Below are 17,511 nucleotides of genomic sequence, written 5' to 3' on the forward strand. Positions count from 1 at the left end.
GAATGGGAGGGCGGGGTGTGGCTGTGTGAGCTGGCCGAGGCCCAGACAGCGGAGGCGCTCTGCCTATCGGTGGGGCATGCGCTGGGAATCCCCCTGCGCGCGGACGGCGACCCGACCGAGCCGGCGGAGCGGCTGGGGCGCGCGCTGAACGACTGTGGTGACGTGCTGCTCATCCTCGACAACCTGGAGCAGGTCGTGCAGCACCTGCCCGCCACGTTGGGGCGCTGGCTCCAACTGGCGCCTCGCGCGCGCTTCCTGGCGACGTCGCGCGAGGCGCTGGGCCTTCCCGGTGAGCGACTGCTGGACCTGGCGCCGCTCTCGGTGCCGGAGGAAGGGGAGTCCCGGCTGGAGGAACTGGTCCGGTCGGACGCGGTGCGCCTGTTCGCGCAGCGGGCGCGTGAAGCCCGGGGCTGCTTCGAGCTGACGGCCGGCGAGGCGCCGATGGTCGCGGACATCGTGCGGCAGCTGGATGGAATCGCCCTGGCCATCGAGCTGGCCGCCGCGCGCATGGCGCTGTTGAGCGTGAGCCAGCTTCGGGAGCGGCTCACGCGTCGCTTCGAGCTCCTGCGCACGGGACGGCGTGATGGCCGCGCGCGGCAGGCGACGCTGCGAGGAGCCATCGACTGGTCCTGGAACCTGCTGGAGCCGGAGGAGCGGGCCGCGCTGGCGCGCTGCTCGGTGTTCCGTGGCGGCTTCACGCTGGAGGCGGCGGAAGCGGTGCTGGGGCTGCCCCCGGACGGGCCCTCCGTGCTGGACGTGCTCCAGTCGCTGCGCGTCAAGTCGCTCTTGCGCGTGCTGGAGGCGGAGCTGCCCGGCGGTGACTCCCGGCTGGGCCAGTATGAGAGCATCCGTCAGTACGCCGCGGCGAGGCTGACCGAAGAGGGCGTGGGCAACGCGGCCGCGTTGGCGGAGCGGCACGCGGATTGGTACCTGTCGCTGGCCCACGGCCTGCGCGCGCAGGTGCGCAGCCAGGGCGGCGCGGAGGCCTTGCAGCGGCTGGCGCTGGAGCGGGAGAACCTCCTGGCCGCGTGTGACAACGCCCTGGCGGTGACGCCCGCGACGTCGCGTTCGGTGGAGCGGGCGCTGGAGGCGTTGGTGGCGCTGGAGCCGGAGGTGGTGACGCGCGGCCCGGTGCGCCTGTTGCTCGAAAGGTTGGACGCGGCGCTGGCGTTGACGGACCGGGTGATGGGCGCGCCCAGGCTGGTGGCCGAGGCCGTGGCGGTGCGTGGCCGCGTGTTCCTGGAGGCGGGCGACCTGGCGTCGGCCCGCAGGGATTTGGAGTGCGCACGCGCATCACTGCGGACGCTGGGCGCGGTGGCGGGCGAGAAGCGCGTGCTGGTGGACCTGTCGATTGTGGCCCGTCACGAAGGGGAGCTGTCCCAGGCCTGGGCGCTGGTGCGCGAGGCGCGGCTGTTGTCGTCGGAGGGCGACCGCTGGTTGGACGCCTACACCGTGGGTAACCTGGGGCTGGTGGAGCAGGCCCGCTGCGGCGCGGAGGCGGCCATTCCCCACCTGCGCGCGGCGCAGGCGCTCTTCCACGGCGTGGGCGACGTGACGTTCGAGGTGGGCTTCCTGTCCAACTGCGCGGTGGCCATCGGGGAGATGGGGCGCACGCGCGAGGCGATGAGCCTGTTGGAGGACGCGATGGCGCGCTCGGCCAGTGTGGGAGACCGGGCGGGGCATGCGCTGGCTCGCCTCAACCTGGGCTGCTACCTGCTGGAGGAGGGGCGCCCGCAGGAGGCGCGCGAGCACCTGCTTGCCGCTGCGCGCATTGGCCGGCAGCTTGGGCAGCGGCTGCTGGAGGGCACGTCGCTGGGCGAGTTGGGGCGCGCGGAGCTGGCCCTGGGGGCGTGGAGCGAAGCCTGGGCCCGGCTGTCGGAGGCGGTGTCCGGCCTGGGGCGCGTGTCGCGCGGGCAGGTGCTGCGCTTCGCGGTGTACCGGGCCGTGGTGGAGGCGTGCGTGGGCGACGCAGCGGCGGCGGAGGCGAGCTTCGTCTTGCTGGAGGGCGCGCCGGAGCTGCGGGACGACCCGGTGCTGCGTGAGCTGGCCGCGCTGCTTCGCGCGGCGGTGGACCTGGCGGAGGCACGGGCAGCCCGGGACGACGTGGCGCGGGTGCAGCGGGCTTTCGAGTCGGTGCGCCGGCGCATCGCGCGGGCCCGGAGCGCCCCGCCAGAGGCCGCCTCGTCGGACCTGCGTGGCGCGCTGGGCTTTCTGGAGGAGGCCTTGTGGCGGCTCACCTCGGAGCCCGAGGACGTGGAGGCCCTGGAGGTGGAGGGCAGGGGCGCCCCTGTCTGCGCCGGGGCTGCTTGACGCCCCTGAAACGGCTGTGCTTCAAGCGGCGCTTCCATGCCCGAAGCGCGCGTCACCTTCGTCTCCGTCGCCTCGCGTGAGTGCCGTCCATGAGGCCCGCCCTGCCCGAGCGGCTGCGGCGCATCCTGGACACGGTTGCATCGTTCGTCGTGGCGCACGCGGGCCCGCTGGGGGCCGCTGGCGTGGGGCTGTTGGCGTTCCTGGCCATCTACGGTCCGGCGGCGCTGAATCCCACCCGCCTGTCGTGGCTCATCCGTGACGACTTCAGCCAGCACCTGCTGGGCTGGCTGTTCTTCCGCAACGAGCCGCTCCGCTTCCCGCTGGGCGCCATCGACGGCTACCTGCATCCGCTCGGGACGACGCTCGGCTACATGGACGCCATCCCCTGGGTGGCGCTGCTGCTGCGGCCGTTCTCCAGCCTGCTGCCCGCCGACTTCCAATACATCGGTCCGTGGATGTGCTTGTGCCTGATGCTGCAGGGCGCTGCGTCCGCGTGGGTGGCGCGGCGGATGGGCGCGACGGTGCCGCAGCAGTGGATGGTGGGCGCGCTGCTCGTGCTGTCGCCCACGCTGCTGGCGCGCATGAGCATGGCGCACGAAGCGCTGTGCGCGCATTGGGCCATCGTGCTGCTGGTGGGGCTGAGCCTGATTCCGCAGCGGGACGCGCGCGAGGCGAAGCAGGCGCTGGGCATCGCGCTGGCGCTGTGCGTGTTCGCCGCGGGTGTGCACCCCGTGATTACCGCCATGGTGCTGCCGCTCGCGCTGGCGCTGTGCATGCGGACCGCGCTGGAGCGGAGGCTGCCCTGGCGGTGGCCCCTGCTGGGCGCCGTGGTGAACGTGGGCGTGGTGCTGGTGCTGTTCTACGTGCTGGGCTACCTCGGCACGGTCCGCACGCTGGGGGCCGGCGCCTTCGGTGGGTTCTCCGCGGACCTCCTGGCGTTCGTCAATCCGATGGGCTACCGGGAATCCTGGTCGCGCTTCCTGGGGGCGCTGCCGAGGCAAGGCGCCCAGTACGAAGGCTTCGGCTACCTGGGGCTGGGGGTGCTCTTCGCGCTCTGGGCCGCGCTCATCCTGTTCGTGCGGGACGCGCCGCTCGTCGCGCGGCAGTGGCGCAGGCTGGTGCCGGTGGGGCTGGTGGCGCTGGGCCTGGGCTTCTTCGCGCTGTCCTCGCGCATCACCCTGCAAGGCGAGCTCATCGCGGACCTGACGGGCCTCTACGCGCCGGTGATGCGGTGGGTGGAGCCCTTCCGTTCCTCTGGCCGCTTCGTGTGGCCGCTGTACTACCTGGTGGCGCTGGGCTCCGCGCTCGCGCTCATCCGTCTGCCTCGGTCCACGGTGGCGCCGTCGCTGCTGGCCCTGGCGCTGGTGCTGCAGGCCTTCGATGTGAATCTGGGGCGGGGCCATCAAGCGACGGAAGGGCCGGCCTGGAACACGCAGCCGTCCGAGGCGCTGCGCGAGGCCGCCGTGGGACGCAAGCACCTGGTGCTCTATCCGCCGCAGATGCATGACGGCTCCGGGCGGGGTTGCCGCGCCGGGCCCATGGACTTCCACCGCTGGGCCTACCGTGCCTACCTGCTGGGGCTCACCTTCAACAGCGGCTACGTCGCGCGACTGGATGACGCGCGCGCGCAGCCCTACTGCCTGGGGCTCGACGACGATATCCGCGCGGGCAAGCTCGACCCGGAGACCATCTACCTCTCCATTCCGCAGCGGCTCCATGAGTTCCGCGCCATTCGCGGTACGCGCTGTGTGCAGGAGGAGCGGCTGTGGATATGCGTCCTGGAGCAAGCGCCCGCTTCTCCGCTGGAGCACGCCTCGCCCTGAGTCCGGAGGGAGGACAGGGGGCTCGAGAGGGGGTATGGGAGATGCGTGAGCGCTTCCTCTTCTCGCGGCATCCTCTTCGACCTCGACGGCACGCTGGTGGACTCGCTGCCGGACATCATCGACAGCTTCCTCCATGCCTTCGGGCATCTGGGGCTTCCGGCGCCGTCCTACGAGCAGGTGCGTGCGCTCATTGGCCATCCGCTGGACTGGATGTACAGCCAGTTCGCGCCGGACCACGTCCCCGCGTTATGCGTGGCCTACCGTGAGCACTACCCGCTCAACTTCCACCGGCGCTCGCGGCCCTATCCGGGCGTGGTGGAGGTGCTGCGCGCGCTGCGCGAGCGGGGCTACCTGCTGGCGGTGGCCACCACCAAGCGCCCCGACATGGCGCGCAAGTTCGTGGACGCCATGGGCCTGGGCCCGCTGCTCCACCACGTCCAGGGCACGGATGGCTTTCCGCACAAGCCCGCGCCCGACGTCATCCACCACGCGCTGGCGGCCCTGGGCACGGGCGGGCTGTGGATGGTGGGGGACACCGCGCTGGACTTGCGCGCGGGGCAGGCCGCGGGGCTGCGGACCTACGCCGTCACCTGGGGCACGCATCCGGTGGACGTGCTCGCGAGCGCCTCACCGGACGAGCTCCAGCCAGACCTGCAGCGGCTCCTGGCGCACCTGCCGCCACTGGCGTGACCGCGGGCGTCTTCGGGGGAGGAAGCCAGCGCACGGGCCACCTGGACGACGGGGGGCAGGGCCTCGGGCGCTGGCCTCAGGTCGTGCTCAGTCCGCCGCCATCCCCGGGCACTTGCCCGTGTCCAGGTACTTCGCGTTCCGGTGGATTTCGGAGCTCAGCTTGTCCTGCCGGGCCGGGTCGACGGCGGTGTAGACGATGACGACGCCCTCCGGAGAGTCGTGCACGCTGGCGATGGACGGCACCGACGGCGCGCCCGCGGAGCCTGGCTCCTCGCGGCCGCCCATCTCGTTGTAGTCCACGCCCGGTGGCTGGGCCATGCCGCTGCCCCCCGTGCCGTGCTCCTGCTGGAACTGCATCATCCTCCGGCTGCGCTGCTGGAGGTCCGCCACCTTGTCGGTCTCCGGCGTGACGATGATGAGGGCCACGCCCTCCGGGATGTCCTCCGCGCGCGCCTGCGCGCCGGACACGGCCATGGGGCAGTCCCGCTTCATCCCCGCCTGCGCGTTGGGCGGCAGGCCTTCGTCTTGCCGTGGCATCTGCTGCGCCGTGGGTGGCATCCCGCCCCGGGATGTCTTGGCATTTCTGGAGCAGCCGACCGAGAAGCACATCACCGCCGAGGCGGCCAGCGCCGCCGGGAACCTGAATCTGGACATGAGCCCCCCTTTGCTGAAAGTCCTGCGCGCAGAAGGTGGGGAGCGGTGCGCGGCGGCGGCAATACGCACTGACGTACCAGAGGGCCAGCCTCGGGGCCGATGCGCGTATTCGCGGCGCGACGGACGCGGCCTCGGTTCACGTCAGCCGCGAGACATCCTCGGGTGTGTCCACGTCGTCGCCGCCCCCGGGCAGCGGGACGTCCACCACGCGCGAGGCCATGCGCGCAATCACGCCGCGCGCGCCCTGGCCCGGGCTGAGCGCCTCCAGCTCCGGGAAGACGTCACGCGCGAAGAGGGCGGGGACGCCTCGCGTGTCCTCATAGGCGGAGGCCACCACGGACGCGCGAGTCCGTTCAAAGGTATCGAGCAGCGCCCTCAAGTGTGCGGCATCCACGCGAAGCTGGTCGCACAGCAACACGAGCACGGCGTTCAGCGCGGGGGGCTCCGTCTCCCGCAGCGCACCGAGCCCCGCGCGCAGGGAGCCTCCAGGGCCCGCGGCCCAGTCCGCATGGTCCACGGCGCGCACGGTGAGGCCCGTGAGCTCCGCTGCGACGGCATCCCGCGACGCGCCCAGCACCACCACCACGGGGCCGCACCGCAAGGAGGCCGCTGCCTCGGCGGCGCGCCGCACCAGCGTCGAGCCTTGGTATCGCACCAGTTGCTTGGGGCGGCCCAGCCGCGAGGAGCCGCCCGCGGCCAGCAGCACCACGCCCACCGTCATGCGAGCCTCCGCACTGGCGGGGGCGCGGCGGTGTGGATGGGCGCGCGCCGCTCGCGAAGCTTGCCGCCTTCGCGTCCGGCGACCACCGCTTGAAGCTCTGCGATGATGGACAGGGCGATTTCCTCCGCGCCTTCCGCGCCCAGGTCCAGGCCCACGGGCGCGTGCAGCTTCTCCAGGTGCGCGTCGGTGGGCGGGGAGGGCAGCTCCGCGAGCAAGCGGTCCGTGCGCGAGCGCGGTCCCAACACGCCCAGATAGCGCAGGGGCCGTGGGAGGAGCCGCGCCAGCAGCTCGCGGTCCTGCGGCAGGCTGTGTGTCATCAGCACGGCCAGCGCGCGGGGCGACAGGGGCACCGCACCGGGCGCGTCCGGGGCCTTCGCCGATACCACCGCATGGGCCTGGGGAAAGCGGCGCCGCAGGGCCTGCGCGGGCAGGTCCGCCACCACCGTGACATGCCAGCCCAGGGCCGCGGCCTGGTTCACCACCGGGGCCACGTCGAAGCCGCTGCCGAAGAGCACCAGGGGATGGGGCGGCTCCACGACTTCCACCAGCACGTCCGCGCCGCCGCAGGGGCCACTCCACGTCCGGCCCGCCTCCAGCGCCTCACGCGCGGCTTCGCGCACGGCGTCTCCCAGTGCGCCGGACAGCTGGCCCGCTTCGGTGCCGTCATCGCGGAGCTTCAAGCGGGAACCTACGGCGTTCGCGGGGCCCCGGTACACCGTCGCCACCACCGCCCGGCGCCCCGCTTCCCGCGCATTGGCGGCGAAGGTGAGGGCCGCGCCCGCGCCCGCCTCCCAGCGCTCCAGCAGCACGTCCACCACGCCGTTGCAGCCCAGCGCGAAGGAGAAGGCACCTTCGTCCTCCGCGGTGTCGCTGGTGGAGTCGTAGCGCAGCAGGCGGGGCCCGGTGGTGGTCCAGAAGAAGGCCTTGCGGACGACGTCGGCCTCCAGGCAGCCGCCGCTGATGCCGCCCGCGAGCCACCCGTCCTCGCTCATCAACATCCGCGCACCCGGCCGCCGGTAGGCGGAGCCCGATACCTCGACCACCGTGGCCAGGACCAGGGGGCCGCGAGCTTGCGCCCGCGCGCGGAGGATGGCGTCCAGGTCCTTCATGTCTCGTCGTCCTTGGTGGGGGTGACTGGAACGCGGCGGGAAACTGTAGTCGGCGCCATTCCATCCCGGCCAGTGACGTTCGCTCGCGGGAGTGCCCGGGGCGGGCCCCTGGGGGCGATACTCGACATCCGCGGCGACTGGATGAATCCTCGCGGCTGGGGTGTAGTTCCCATCCGCATGCCCGTCCTGCGTTACGCCTTCACCCTGAATGCCGTGCGTGAGCTCGGCCGCCTGGCTCCGGACATCGCCCGGGCGCGGGCGGAGGCGGCCCTGGACACGAGCCTCCAGCACATCCGCGAGGCCTGCACGGCCGCGCTGGGCATGGAGTTCGACACACTGGTGTGCTTCGACGCGCGCTCCGTGGTCCGCCTGTTCTCTCACGCGGAGCAGGCCCGCATCCTGGCCCGGCTGGTGGACGAGCGGGCACGCACGCTGGCGCGGCTGGGCCGCTTCCAGGAGGCGCTCGAGGACACCGTCTACGCGGGGCAGTTGCTGGCGTGCTCGCGCCAGCGCTTCGGCCTGCCCAAGGATGCCCGCGCGGCGGAGACGCTGGAGCGCGAGGTGCCCGAGCTTCGTTGACCCACGCGTCGTGGGCCGCGCTTCACGGGGAGCGCTCGCCACCCGGCGGCGGTTCGTCCTCACGGCGCGCGGGCTCGGGTTCCGGCTCCAGTCGCGCCTGTCGTTCGCTGGCTTCCCAGGAGGCCTGGGCATCGCCCGCATGAACCTGACGGGCGGACGCGTCATCCTGCTGGTCCGTCCACGAGGTGTGGCCCCCCGCGTAGCCTTCCAGGGGACGCGGTCCCCGGTGGGCTTCCACGTCCAGGTCCTTCTGCTCCTCCTCGCGCAGCCGCCTGCGCTCCTGTTCCCGCTCGCGCTGGTGCTGCCGCTCCAGGATGTCATCCGCCATGGTGCCGTCACCTCCTGCACCAAGGTGGTGTCCCCTCCGCGAAGTCGGCAGCGCCAGGCATGGCCACACGCGGCAGGCCGCATGCCCGGCGTTCAATCAACGGGCGCCGGGCCAAGTCAGCCTTCGCGCATGCGCAGCACCACCTTGCCCGTGGCGCGCCGGGCCTCGAGCTCACGCAGGGCCTGCGCGCCCTGCTCCAGCGGGAACACCGGGCCCACGACGGGCGTGAGCACACCTCGGTCCGCCATGGTCTCCAGGTCCTTGGCGATGGTGGGCGTCAGGGAGGGCTCGTGCAGGAGGAAGCCGCCCCAGGCCACGCCGACCACGTCGATGTTGCGCAGCAGGAGCCGGTTCACCTGGACCTCGGGGATGCGGCCGCTCGCGAAGCCCACCACCAGCAGCCGGCCTTCGGGCGCCAGGCACTTGAGGCTCTTGTCGAAGATGTCGCCGCCCACCGGGTCCACCACCACGTTGGCACCCAGGCCGCCCGTCTTCTCCCGTACCCGCGCGACCCAGTCTCCGGACGACAGCAGCACCTCGTGCGCGCCGGCCCGCCGGGCGACGTCCGCCTTGCGCTCGTCGCTCACCACGGCGATGACGCGCGCCTTCGCGCCGCGCGCCACCTGCACCGCCGCCGTGCCCACGCCTCCCGCGGCGCCATGGACCACGACGCTCTCCTCCGCCTTGAGCCGGCCTCGCCGGTGCAGTGCGAAGTGCGCCGTGTGGTAGTTCATCACCACGCCCGCGGCCGCCTCGAAGCTCCAGTCCGCGGGGATGGGGAACACCATCTCCGGCTGAATCGCGGCCACCTCGGCGAAGCCGCCCAACCCGAAGCTGAAGGCCATGACCCGCTGCCCGGGCTTCACCGCCGCGCCCGCAGGGGCCTGCCGCACCACGCCGGCCACCTCCACGCCCGGAATGAAGGGCAGGGCGGGCTTGAGTTGGTACTGCCCCCGGGTGAGCAGCAGGTCCGGAAAGCTCACCCCGGCCGCCACCACGTCGATGAGCACCGAGTCCCCCGCCTCGGGCTCGGGCACGTCCACCAGTTGGAGCCCGTCAGGTCCGTCCAGCCGCTGTAGCTGCAATGCGCGCATCGTTACCTCCCGGACAGGAAGCGTAATGGTCAGCCACGTCGATGCCAGTGTTGCATCACGCGCGCGGGCGGACCCCGAGTCCGGCACAAAGTTCACACGACCTGTGGAAAACCGAGGTCCGCCTGGACGACCTGTTACGTCACGTGGCAGGTTGCTCGCACTCGCAGTGGACTCCGTAAATCCATGAAATCAAAGAGTTAATCGTAATTAACCTGAAGTCTAAGAAGAGGATAATAACTGAAATAATCGCGCAACCTTGAAATACGTGTCATCCCTGTGCCATCGTGCCTCCTAATCTTTCCGCTTAGGAGGATTACATGGTGCAGAAGAGAGTGCGCGGAGCGCTCGGTATCGCGGCGCTGTCTGTCGTTGTCGGTTGCAACGAGTCCACCCCTGCCCCCGAGGCCGACAAGCCTACGGATGCCGCGAAGGCGGCGATGCTGGAGAATGGCGCGAAGGTCATTCTGACGGACAACCAGAAGGTGGCGCAGTTCGTCACCGGTCTGTCGATTGCTCTGCCGGATATTCCGGCCGCGGGTCCCAAGGCGCTCAACGCGTCCGCGCTGGCCCCGGTCGTCGACGCCGTGGCGCCGACGTTCCGCCTGGAGCCGGGCAACCTGGTCTTCAAGAAGGCGCACACGGACAAGCAGGGTGACAGCCACTACCGCTATTCCGTGAAGCACAACGACATCCCGGTGCTGGGCGGCGAGCTGATCCTGCACGCGCGCAACGGCAAGGTGTTTGCGGCGAACACCAACGTCCGCAGCGACCTGCGCGCCGAGCTGAAGGCGACCATCGCGGGTGAGGTTGCCACGTCCGCGGTGGACTCCGACCGCGAGACGCTCAAGGGCTGGGTCACCGACAAGAACCCGGAGCTGGTGTACTGGCGCATCGATGACGAACTGCGCCTGATGTACAAGGTCGTCCAGCACGGCAACAAGGCGGACGGCACGCCCGTTCGCGACTGGGTCCTGGTGGACGCGCGCAACGCCGATGTGATGCTGCGCATCCCGCAGATCAAGGAATCCCTCGACCGCCGCCTCCACAACGGCAACAACACCAGCACCCTGCCGGGTCCTGTCGTTCGCACCGAGGGCCAGGCGCCGGTGGCCGACCCCGTGGTCAACACCAACTACGACCACCTGGGCACCGTCTACGACTGCTACAGCACCCTGTTCGGCCGTGACTCCATCGACAACGCGGGCGGCACGCTCATCAGCACCGTGCACCACCGCGTCAACTACGTGAACGCCTTCTGGGACGGTACCCAGATGGTGTACGGCGATGGCGACGGCGTGACGGCCACCAACCTGGCCAACTCGCTGGACGTGACGGCGCACGAGCTGACCCACGCCGTGACGGACAACGAGTCGGACCTCATCTATTCGGGTGAGTCCGGCGGCCTGAACGAGTCGATGTCCGACGTGTTCGGCGCGGTGTGCGAGTGGTACGGCGACGGCGCGGACGAGGTCTCCCCGCGTCACTGGCTGATTGGCGACGACGTGTGGACCCCGTCCATCCCGAACGACGCCCTGCGCTACATGAACGACCCGGCGCTGGATGGCGACTCGCTCGACCACTACCACAACTACGTGCCCGGTACCGGCGTGCACTACAGCTCCGGTATCTCCAACCTGGCGTTCTACCTCCTGTCGCAGGGTGGCACGCACCCGCGCGGCAAGAGCACCATCGTGGTGGCGGGCATCGGCATCGAGAAGGCCGCGCAGATCTTCTACAAGGCCAACACGTTGATGGTGCCGACGTCCAACTTCGAGGCGGCGAAGACCATCTCGGAGCAGGCCGCGGCGCAGCTCGGCTACGACGCCGCCACCATCGAGTCGGTGTCGAACGCGTGGAAGGCCGTCGGCGTCAGCGTCCCGGTTCCGCCTCCGCCGACGGACCCCATCGGCAAGGACACGCCGGTCGTCGTGTCGGGTGGCGCCAACGAGAAGAAGTACTTCGAAGTCACTGTGCCGGAAGGTGCCTACAACCTGCGCTTCACCCTGTCGGGTGGCACGGGTGACGCGGACCTGTACGTCCGCTACAACAGCGCGCCCACCACCGCGTTGTACGACTGCCGCCCGTACGCCGGTGGCAACAACGAGGTCTGCACCTTCGCGGCTCCGCAGCACGGCAAGTGGTACGCGATGCTGAACGGCTACCGCGCGTACTCCGGCGCCACGCTGACCGTGACCTGGGAGGGCGGCTACGTCCCCATCGAGAGCGGCGTCGCCGTGGAGAACCTCTCGGGCGCGGCGGGCTCCTCGCAGGTGTTCATCCTCGACGTTCCGGAGCGTCGCCCGGGCCAGGGGAAGAACAACATCTACATCCAGACGGGCGAGGGCAAGGGCAACCCCGACCTCTACGTCAAGCGCGGTGGCGCCCCGACGCACGCGGACTACGATTGCCGCAGCGTGAAGGACCACCAGTCGGAGAAGTGCAACCTCATCAACGCTCCGGCCGGCCGCTACTACATCGAGGTCTACGGCGCGAAGGATGGCTTCGAGGGCATCGTCCTCATCGGCTCCTTCCTCGAGCCGCTGCCCCAGTAGTCTGAAGTGACGGCGCGGCCTTGGTCCGCGCCGGTGAGGCCCCGGGTGCTCCGCTTCACGCGGCGCCCGGGGCTTCTCGTTTTCTACGGCGTGGGGCCGGGCAGGATGACGCGCAGGCAGTTGTCCCACGCGTGCACGCCCCGGTACTTCCACTGCATGGGGTAGCCCAGCGACACCTCTTCGAAGCGCACGCCGTCACGCCACAGTGTCGCGGGCATGTGGAGATGGCCGCTGACGACGACCTCCGCGCGGTAGCGGGTGTGCCAGTCCTCCGTCTGCTTCGTCCCGCACCAGATGGAGAAGCGGGGGATGCGCGGCAGCCGCACGTGCTCGTAGCGCAGCGGGTAGTGGTTGACGAGGACGGTGGCGCAGCCCGGGGGCAGGGCGTCCAGCCGAGCCCGCGTGGCTTCGACGCGGGCGGCGCACCAGGCGGCGCGGCTGGCGTGGGGGTCGGGGTGCAGCAGCACCTCGTCGGTGCACAGCAGGTCATCCTCCCAGGCCCACTCGAGCGCCTTGTCCGCGGGCACATGGTCCGGGCGGAACGTGTAGTCGTAGCCCAGGAACATGGGGACGATGACGCGCTCGGGGCCGGGGCCGGGCCAGCGGGGGTAGGGGTCCTCCGGCGTGAGGGCGCCGTAGCTGCGGCACAGGCTCACCAGCCGTTGGTAGCGCGCCTCACCCTTCAGCTGCGGCTGCTCCGACGGCAGGGTCCACAGCTCATGGTTGCCGGGCACCCAGATGACCTGGCGGAAGCGCTGGGTGAGGGTGCTCAGCATGAGCTCCATCTCCGCCAGCGTCTCGCCCACGTCCCCCGCGACGATGAGCCAGTCCTCCGGATGGGCCGGAAGCGCCTGGAGCGCCAGGCGGTTGTCGTTGTGGCGCAGGTGCAGGTCGCTGATGGCGTAGAGCTTCATGGCGCGTCGAGGGGGGCACCTTAACGCGGGCGTCCCATCGATGCCGCACCGATGCCCAGCATCCGCAGCAGGGCATGCACCTCCGAGGGCGGCGCGGCGCGGTCCATCCAGGTGATGTCCCGCGCCAGGGGCGGCATCACCGCATGCAGCGCGCAGGCGGTGCGGGGGTGGCTCGCACGCACCTGCTCCAGCAGGCCCAGCCCGTCTCCGTCCGGGAGCAGATCGCCCGTCACCACCACGGACGGCGCTTCTTCCTTCACGAGCGCGAGGGCCTCCGCCACGCAACGGGCGAAGCGCTTGCCGCCGGGCAAATCCCTCACGAGACGCCGCAGCGCCGCGAGTGAACGTGGGTCTTCGTCCACGAACAAGAAGGTCAGCATGTTCTCGCCAGCAGGGTGAGACCTGTGTGGTTGGCCAAACGCACGAGGTTGCCTACCTACAAGACTACTCAGGAAGTTCTTGGATGCCAACCTCTCAAGTCATATCGACATGTGCGGACCCGCTAGGTTAACGACCCATGGAAAAGACTCTCGCATCCCGCCTTGGCGGAGCGGCTCGCCTTGCTCGGACCCGACTGAACCTGACCCAGGCCGACGTGGCGGAGCGCATTGGCATCGCGAGCGAAGTCTATGGCCGGCTCGAGCGCGGCCACATGCTGCCGAGCATCCAGACGTTCCGCAGGTTGTGCACGGTGCTCTCCATCTCCGCGGATGAGGCGCTGGGCCTCAAGCCGGTGCAGGAGGTGAAGTGGGCCGCCGAGCCGCCCAGTGACTATGGCGAGTCCGCGGAGCTGCGGCGGCTCATGCGCCGGGCCAGGCAGTTGGACCGGACGTCCATCCGGATCCTCAGCGTGCTCGCGGCGCAGTTCAAGCCGCGCGGCTGAGGCGCGCTCCCGGCGGCTGAGCGCAGCGCTCACCGCCCGGGCTCCAGTTTCGCCAGGCGCTCCCGCAGCTTGCGCGCGGAGGGGAAGCCGTTGAAGAGCACCACCTGCGGGTGGGCCTCCAGCGTCTCCCGCTCCACGGCCTCCTTGGCCAGCGCCCGGTCCACGCCCAGCAGCAGGCCCGCGTCCGGCCGCGAGCGCAGCTCCGTCAGCCTCCGGGCCAGGGGCGCCGCATGCCATGCGTGGAAGAGCTCCAGCGCGACTTCTCTCTTGGACGCACGGTGGCGGAAGGTGAGGTCCGGCACGCACAGCCCGGAGGCGCCCACGTGCCGGGGAAGCGGCGTCAGGTCCAACTCCCAGGCGTCATCCGCGAAGCCCTCCGCGAGGGAGGCCACTTCCGGAGGAATGTGACCCAGTGCGGCGGGTAGGGGCGAACGCAGCGGGTCCTTGTGGCTGAGCATCAGCGTGGCCTGCTGCCGTGAAGGTTCCACGGTGGCGGTCAGCTCCCAGCGCTCCAGCACCGGCACCACGGACAGGAAGGTCGCCAGTTGCAGGCCGTACTTCTTCTGGAGCGCCAGCATGGCCCCGGGGCCCTCCACGTCGAGCGCCCAGTTGTCGTCGTCGCGCCACACCTCGGCCACCAGGCGGCAGAACTTGAGCCATCGGAGCACCTTGCGCACGCGCAGCAGGTCCGGCGCCTGGGCTCGCAGGCGGAGGCGCCGTGCGGACAGCAGGGGCCCCTGCGCCAGCGCCAGGTTGTAGCGGTCCAGCAGGTCCTGGGCGTCCAGTGCCTCGCCGTCCCACCCCGCCAGCCGGCGGTGGCCGGGCAGGTCCGAGTACAGCGCCTCCCGGGCCTCGGAAAGGGGGGCGGGGAGCGTCTGGGCCAGCCGCGCCTCGAAGTCCTCCACCGTGGCGTCTGGAGGCAGCGCGCGCAGGACCTGTCCCGCCGCCTTGATTCGCTCCCAACGGGCTTCCGTCACGCCGGGCGCGGGCTCGTCGAAGAGGAGCCGGTCCAACACCAGCTTCACCAGGCCGCGCGCCACCTTGGGCCTGGTGAAGGCGCCGGCCTTCAAGCCCAGCGACTCCTCGATGTCGTCGCGCTGGCCGCCGCGCGACGCGGCTATCTCCGCGAGCAGGTCCTGGGCGAAGGTCAGCAGCTCCGTGTCATCGCGCTTCACGAAGACGGGGCGCAGGACGCCCTGGCGCACGCGGAAGTTGAGCAGCTCGCGTGTCAGCATCTCAGCCGCCCTCCTGATAGGCGCCGTGCTGGCGTCGCCGCTCGCTGATGCTGCTCTCCGCCGTCTGCGCGGAGCACACCTCGTACAGCAGCGCGCGCTTCCCCGGCCGTTTGCGCAGGATGCGCCCCAGCCGCTGCACGTGCTCGCGCACGCTCGCGCTGCCGCTGAGCACCACGCCCACGCGCGCCTCGGGCACGTCCACGCCTTCATTCAGCACGCGCGAGGTCAGCAGCACCGGCAGTTCCCCGGAGGCGAAGGCCGCCAGCAGCGCCTTGCGCTCGGGCACGGGCGTGTGGTGCGTCAGCGCGGGGAGCAGGAAGCGGCGCGCCAGCGTGTAAACCGTCTCGTTGTCGTCGGTGAACACGAGGACGCGGTCGTCCCGGTGCTCCAGGAGGATGCGCCACAGCACCTCCTGCTTGCCGCTGGACGTGAGCGCAATCCGCCGTTGCTCGCGGTAGGCGCGGTACGCCGCGCGGCCCTCGTCGCTGCGTTGGCTCTGCGCCAGGAAGCGCGCCCACCCGTCCGGCGCGGAGAGCGGCACGCCCAGCCTGCGCACGAAGCCCAGGTACAGCGCGCGCGCCGTGTCGTAGCGCGCCTTTTCGTCGGGCGTCAGCGGGACTTCCACTCGCTTCACTTCGTAGGGCGCCAGGTATTCACCCTGCAACTCCCGGATGTCCGAGCGGTGCACGCGGGGGCCCAACAGCTCCTCGCAGACGCGCTCGCCGCCATCGGCGCGCTCCAGCGTCGCGGTGAGGCCCAGCCGGTACGGCGCCAGCGAGCCCTCCGCGATGAAGCGGTAGCTGGGCGCGGGCAGGTGGTGGCACTCGTCGCACACCAGCAGGCCGAAGCGGTTGCCGTGGAACTCCGTCTGCATCGCCGCGGAGTCGTACGTCGTCACCGTCAGCGGCTGTCGGTCATTCACGCCGCCGCCCAGCAGGCCCACTGGCACGGAGAAGTGCCGCGCCAGCACGCCCTGCCACTGCGTCATCAGGTCCAGCGTGGGCACCACCACCAGCGTGGGCCGCTTCACGTGGGCGATGGCGAGCACCGCCAGCAGCGTCTTGCCCGCGCCCGTGGGCAGCTCCACCAGGCCACGCCCACCCGCGCGTGTCCACGCCTCCAGCGCCTGTTGTTGATGCGGAAAGGGTTGGATGGGCGTGGTGAGCGGCAGCTCCAGCGGCTCGAAGCGCTTCGCCTTGTCCTCGTAGGGGATGCCCAGCTCCCGCAGCCGCAGCACCGCCTCGCGGTAATGCCACGCGGGCGCGCGGTAGACGCCGGTGCGCCCGTCCTTCTGGAAGAGGGCTCGCAGGCGGGCATCTTCCGGGAGTGTGGGCGCGACCAGGGTGCCGCAGTCGAAGTGGAGCTCGGTGGGCGACGGCATCGGCGTGTAGGGACCTAGCCGGTCATCCTGGGTTTCGCCAGTCTCATCGAAGGCCTGGAAGGCAGGCTTGCAGGCATGCGCTGTTCACGGTACCCAGCGCGCCGCATGCGTTTCATCTCGCTCGTTCCGATGCTGTGTGGCCTGGCGGTCGTGGCTCAGGCTGGTCTCAACCGTCGATTCGGGGGCCAGTGGGGCCTGATGAGCGCGGTGCTCCTGAACATGGTGGTGGCGACGGTGGCCACGTTCGCGGTGTACCTCGTCGTGCGCACGGTGCCGGGGCTCTGGCCGGAGGCCGCGGCGGGTCAGGGCCGCTTGAGTGGCTTCACGCCCTGGCACCTGTTGCCGGGGCTGTGCGGCGTCATCATCGTTCTGGGCATGCCCTTGGCGATGAGCCGCCTGGGGGCGGTGCAGTCCGTCCTGCTGCTGATGGCGGCGCAGCTCCTCACCAGCCTCGTGTGGGATGCGATGGTGGAAGGACGCCCCGTGACGTTCCCCCGGGTGCTGGGCTCCGGGCTCGCCTTCATCGGTGCCACCATCGCCGTCTGGAAGGGCTAGATTCAGCTGCAAGATGCGCCGGGTCCTCATCGTCAGTCCTCACGCGCCTTCGCGCGAGCTGTTGCGCCGTATCCTCGAGGCGCCGGACCTGGCCATCTCCGTCACCGGGGATGCGGACGACGCCTTCGCCTCGCTGACGTCCCGGCCCCCCGCGCTGGTGGTGGTGGACGTGCGCCGCCCGGATGAGGACCACCCGCTCTTCCTGGGCTTGCTCCGCAAACGTCACCCGACGCTTCCCGTCATCGCGCTCGTCCCGGGCCGGCTGCGCGTCTTCGACGGGCGGCACGAGCGTGTGCTCGAAGCCCACGGTGACACCGCCGAGTCACTCCATCAGATGCTCGTCTCGCTTCAACAGGCCATGCACGAACTGCTCGCCCAGGACCTGCTCCGGCTGTGGCGCACACCTGTCGGGCGCGCCTGAAGGGCTCCGTCGTCGCTTCAACAGTGGACCGGTACGCCGGGACGGGCTGTTCCGCCCGCGAAGGTAGTTTTTTCCGGCCGCCGTCTGGCTCCGCTTCCGGCCCCTGGCTTTGTATTTCTGTAAGTGGCTGAAATGCTTGGTGCTTTGTGCTCCGGCTGGCACGGCACGGCGAATGCTATGGCGTTGGGGACGGTGCGACGCGGGCTGGCGGATGGGGATGGTTGGTGGGTGTGGGACGCCGGTGCGGGGCGCGGGTTGCAAG

17 protein-coding genes are annotated in these 17,511 nt (G+C 70.8%); 8 read left to right on the forward strand and 9 right to left on the reverse strand.

Translation table 11 applies throughout. From position 1 onward, the window contains the following. The 3 genes from HNV26_RS32820 to HNV26_RS32830 all read left to right on the forward strand — a co-directional run. Positions 1-2,310 (forward strand): ATP-binding protein (locus HNV26_RS32820; RefSeq protein ID WP_171452946.1); only part of this gene is annotated, 2,310 nt, incomplete at its 5' end. 89 nt (positions 2,311-2,399) lie between these two features. After that, positions 2,400-4,133: a DUF6311 domain-containing protein gene (locus HNV26_RS32825; RefSeq protein WP_216612948.1), complete on the forward strand. Its 1,734-nt coding sequence runs from the start codon at positions 2,400-2,402 to the stop codon at positions 4,131-4,133. 45 nt (positions 4,134-4,178) lie between these two features. Next, positions 4,179-4,823, forward strand: a complete 645-nt coding sequence (locus HNV26_RS32830) for an HAD family hydrolase (RefSeq protein WP_171444753.1) — start codon at positions 4,179-4,181, stop codon at positions 4,821-4,823. Positions 4,824-4,910: 87 nt separating this feature from the next. On the opposite strand, the gene HNV26_RS32835 is transcribed toward HNV26_RS32830, so the two are convergent. From HNV26_RS32835 to HNV26_RS32845, 3 genes are all read right to left on the reverse strand, one after another. Continuing rightward, a complete protein-coding gene (locus HNV26_RS32835) occupies positions 4,911-5,477 on the reverse strand; it encodes a hypothetical protein (protein WP_216612949.1) in 567 nt (188 codons plus the stop codon). Between the two features lie 136 nt (positions 5,478-5,613). Continuing rightward, complete coding sequence (locus tag HNV26_RS32840) at positions 5,614-6,198, reverse strand: nucleotidyltransferase family protein (protein WP_171444751.1); 585 nt, start codon at positions 6,196-6,198, stop codon at positions 5,614-5,616. Then, positions 6,195-7,307: an XdhC family protein gene (locus HNV26_RS32845; protein ID WP_171444750.1), complete on the reverse strand. Its 1,113-nt coding sequence runs from the start codon at positions 7,305-7,307 to the stop codon at positions 6,195-6,197. The genes HNV26_RS32840 and HNV26_RS32845 overlap by 4 nt, the downstream gene beginning before the upstream one ends. A 177-nt stretch (positions 7,308-7,484) precedes the next feature. On the opposite strand from HNV26_RS32845, the gene HNV26_RS32850 reads away from it, so the two are divergent. Beyond that, complete coding sequence (locus tag HNV26_RS32850; protein WP_171444749.1) at positions 7,485-7,886, forward strand: hypothetical protein; 402 nt, start codon at positions 7,485-7,487, stop codon at positions 7,884-7,886. A gap of 22 nt (positions 7,887-7,908) precedes the next feature. Here the strand turns inward: HNV26_RS32850 and HNV26_RS32855 are convergent, their stop codons facing one another. Next, the gene (locus tag HNV26_RS32855) at positions 7,909-8,214 is read right to left on the reverse strand and encodes a hypothetical protein (protein ID WP_171444748.1); all 306 of its coding nucleotides are present in this window, start codon (positions 8,212-8,214) and stop codon (positions 7,909-7,911) included. A 116-nt stretch (positions 8,215-8,330) separates the two neighbouring features. Further along, positions 8,331-9,308, reverse strand: a complete 978-nt coding sequence (locus HNV26_RS32860) for an NADPH:quinone oxidoreductase family protein (protein WP_171444747.1) — start codon at positions 9,306-9,308, stop codon at positions 8,331-8,333. Positions 9,309-9,625: 317 nt separating this feature from the next. Between HNV26_RS32860 and HNV26_RS32865 the strand changes: the two genes are divergently transcribed. Continuing rightward, the gene (locus HNV26_RS32865; RefSeq protein ID WP_171444746.1) at positions 9,626-11,860 is read left to right on the forward strand and encodes a M4 family metallopeptidase; all 2,235 of its coding nucleotides are present in this window, start codon (positions 9,626-9,628) and stop codon (positions 11,858-11,860) included. A gap of 83 nt (positions 11,861-11,943) precedes the next feature. Here the strand turns inward: HNV26_RS32865 and HNV26_RS32870 are convergent, their stop codons facing one another. After that, positions 11,944-12,774: a metallophosphoesterase family protein gene (locus tag HNV26_RS32870; RefSeq protein ID WP_171444745.1), complete on the reverse strand. Its 831-nt coding sequence runs from the start codon at positions 12,772-12,774 to the stop codon at positions 11,944-11,946. A gap of 20 nt (positions 12,775-12,794) precedes the next feature. After that, entirely contained in the window at positions 12,795-13,154 is a 360-nt protein-coding gene (locus tag HNV26_RS32875) for a response regulator (protein ID WP_237078789.1), read from the reverse strand. A gap of 137 nt (positions 13,155-13,291) precedes the next feature. On the opposite strand from HNV26_RS32875, the gene HNV26_RS32880 reads away from it, so the two are divergent. Beyond that, positions 13,292-13,657, forward strand: a complete 366-nt coding sequence (locus HNV26_RS32880) for a helix-turn-helix transcriptional regulator (RefSeq protein WP_043710359.1) — start codon at positions 13,292-13,294, stop codon at positions 13,655-13,657. Positions 13,658-13,686: 29 nt separating this feature from the next. Here the strand turns inward: HNV26_RS32880 and HNV26_RS32885 are convergent, their stop codons facing one another. Continuing rightward, on the reverse strand, positions 13,687-14,892 hold the full coding sequence (locus HNV26_RS32885) for a DUF790 family protein (RefSeq protein WP_171444744.1): 1,206 nt from the start codon (positions 14,890-14,892) through the stop codon (positions 13,687-13,689). A 1-nt stretch (position 14,893) separates the two neighbouring features. Continuing rightward, positions 14,894-16,273: a DEAD/DEAH box helicase family protein gene (locus tag HNV26_RS32890; RefSeq protein WP_171444743.1), complete on the reverse strand. Its 1,380-nt coding sequence runs from the start codon at positions 16,271-16,273 to the stop codon at positions 14,894-14,896. Between the two features lie 105 nt (positions 16,274-16,378). Between HNV26_RS32890 and HNV26_RS32895 the strand changes: the two genes are divergently transcribed. Continuing rightward, on the forward strand, positions 16,379-16,828 hold the full coding sequence (locus HNV26_RS32895) for a DMT family transporter (RefSeq protein WP_171444742.1): 450 nt from the start codon (positions 16,379-16,381) through the stop codon (positions 16,826-16,828). A 13-nt stretch (positions 16,829-16,841) separates the two neighbouring features. Beyond that, complete coding sequence (locus HNV26_RS32900; RefSeq protein ID WP_171444741.1) at positions 16,842-17,249, forward strand: response regulator; 408 nt, start codon at positions 16,842-16,844, stop codon at positions 17,247-17,249. The last annotated feature ends 262 nt before the right edge of the window (positions 17,250-17,511 follow it).

Origin of the sequence: Myxococcus xanthus (genome assembly GCF_013116825.1) — a bacterium.
GTDB lineage: Bacteria > Myxococcota > Myxococcia > Myxococcales > Myxococcaceae > Myxococcus > Myxococcus xanthus_B.

What these genes read in the sequence shown, in the direction of transcription:
- HNV26_RS32825 (WP_216612948.1), top strand. Translation starts at nt 2,400, where the DNA reads ATGAGGCCCGCCCTGCCCGAGCGGCTGCGGCGCATCCTGGACACGGTT.
- HNV26_RS32835 (WP_216612949.1), bottom strand. Translation starts at nt 5,477, where the DNA reads ATGTCCAGATTCAGGTTCCCGGCGGCGCTGGCCGCCTCGGCGGTGATG.
- HNV26_RS32840 (WP_171444751.1), bottom strand. Translation starts at nt 6,198, where the DNA reads ATGACGGTGGGCGTGGTGCTGCTGGCCGCGGGCGGCTCCTCGCGGCTG.
- HNV26_RS32845 (WP_171444750.1), bottom strand. Translation starts at nt 7,307, where the DNA reads ATGAAGGACCTGGACGCCATCCTCCGCGCGCGGGCGCAAGCTCGCGGC.
- HNV26_RS32850 (WP_171444749.1), top strand. Translation starts at nt 7,485, where the DNA reads ATGCCCGTCCTGCGTTACGCCTTCACCCTGAATGCCGTGCGTGAGCTC.
- HNV26_RS32855 (WP_171444748.1), bottom strand. Translation starts at nt 8,214, where the DNA reads ATGGCGGATGACATCCTGGAGCGGCAGCACCAGCGCGAGCGGGAACAG.
- HNV26_RS32860 (WP_171444747.1), bottom strand. Translation starts at nt 9,308, where the DNA reads ATGCGCGCATTGCAGCTACAGCGGCTGGACGGACCTGACGGGCTCCAA.
- HNV26_RS32865 (WP_171444746.1), top strand. Translation starts at nt 9,626, where the DNA reads ATGGTGCAGAAGAGAGTGCGCGGAGCGCTCGGTATCGCGGCGCTGTCT.
- HNV26_RS32870 (WP_171444745.1), bottom strand. Translation starts at nt 12,774, where the DNA reads ATGAAGCTCTACGCCATCAGCGACCTGCACCTGCGCCACAACGACAAC.
- HNV26_RS32875 (WP_237078789.1), bottom strand. Translation starts at nt 13,154, where the DNA reads ATGCTGACCTTCTTGTTCGTGGACGAAGACCCACGTTCACTCGCGGCG.
- HNV26_RS32880 (WP_043710359.1), top strand. Translation starts at nt 13,292, where the DNA reads ATGGAAAAGACTCTCGCATCCCGCCTTGGCGGAGCGGCTCGCCTTGCT.
- HNV26_RS32885 (WP_171444744.1), bottom strand. Translation starts at nt 14,892, where the DNA reads ATGCTGACACGCGAGCTGCTCAACTTCCGCGTGCGCCAGGGCGTCCTG.
- HNV26_RS32890 (WP_171444743.1), bottom strand. Translation starts at nt 16,273, where the DNA reads ATGCCGTCGCCCACCGAGCTCCACTTCGACTGCGGCACCCTGGTCGCG.
- HNV26_RS32895 (WP_171444742.1), top strand. Translation starts at nt 16,379, where the DNA reads ATGCGTTTCATCTCGCTCGTTCCGATGCTGTGTGGCCTGGCGGTCGTG.
- HNV26_RS32900 (WP_171444741.1), top strand. Translation starts at nt 16,842, where the DNA reads ATGCGCCGGGTCCTCATCGTCAGTCCTCACGCGCCTTCGCGCGAGCTG.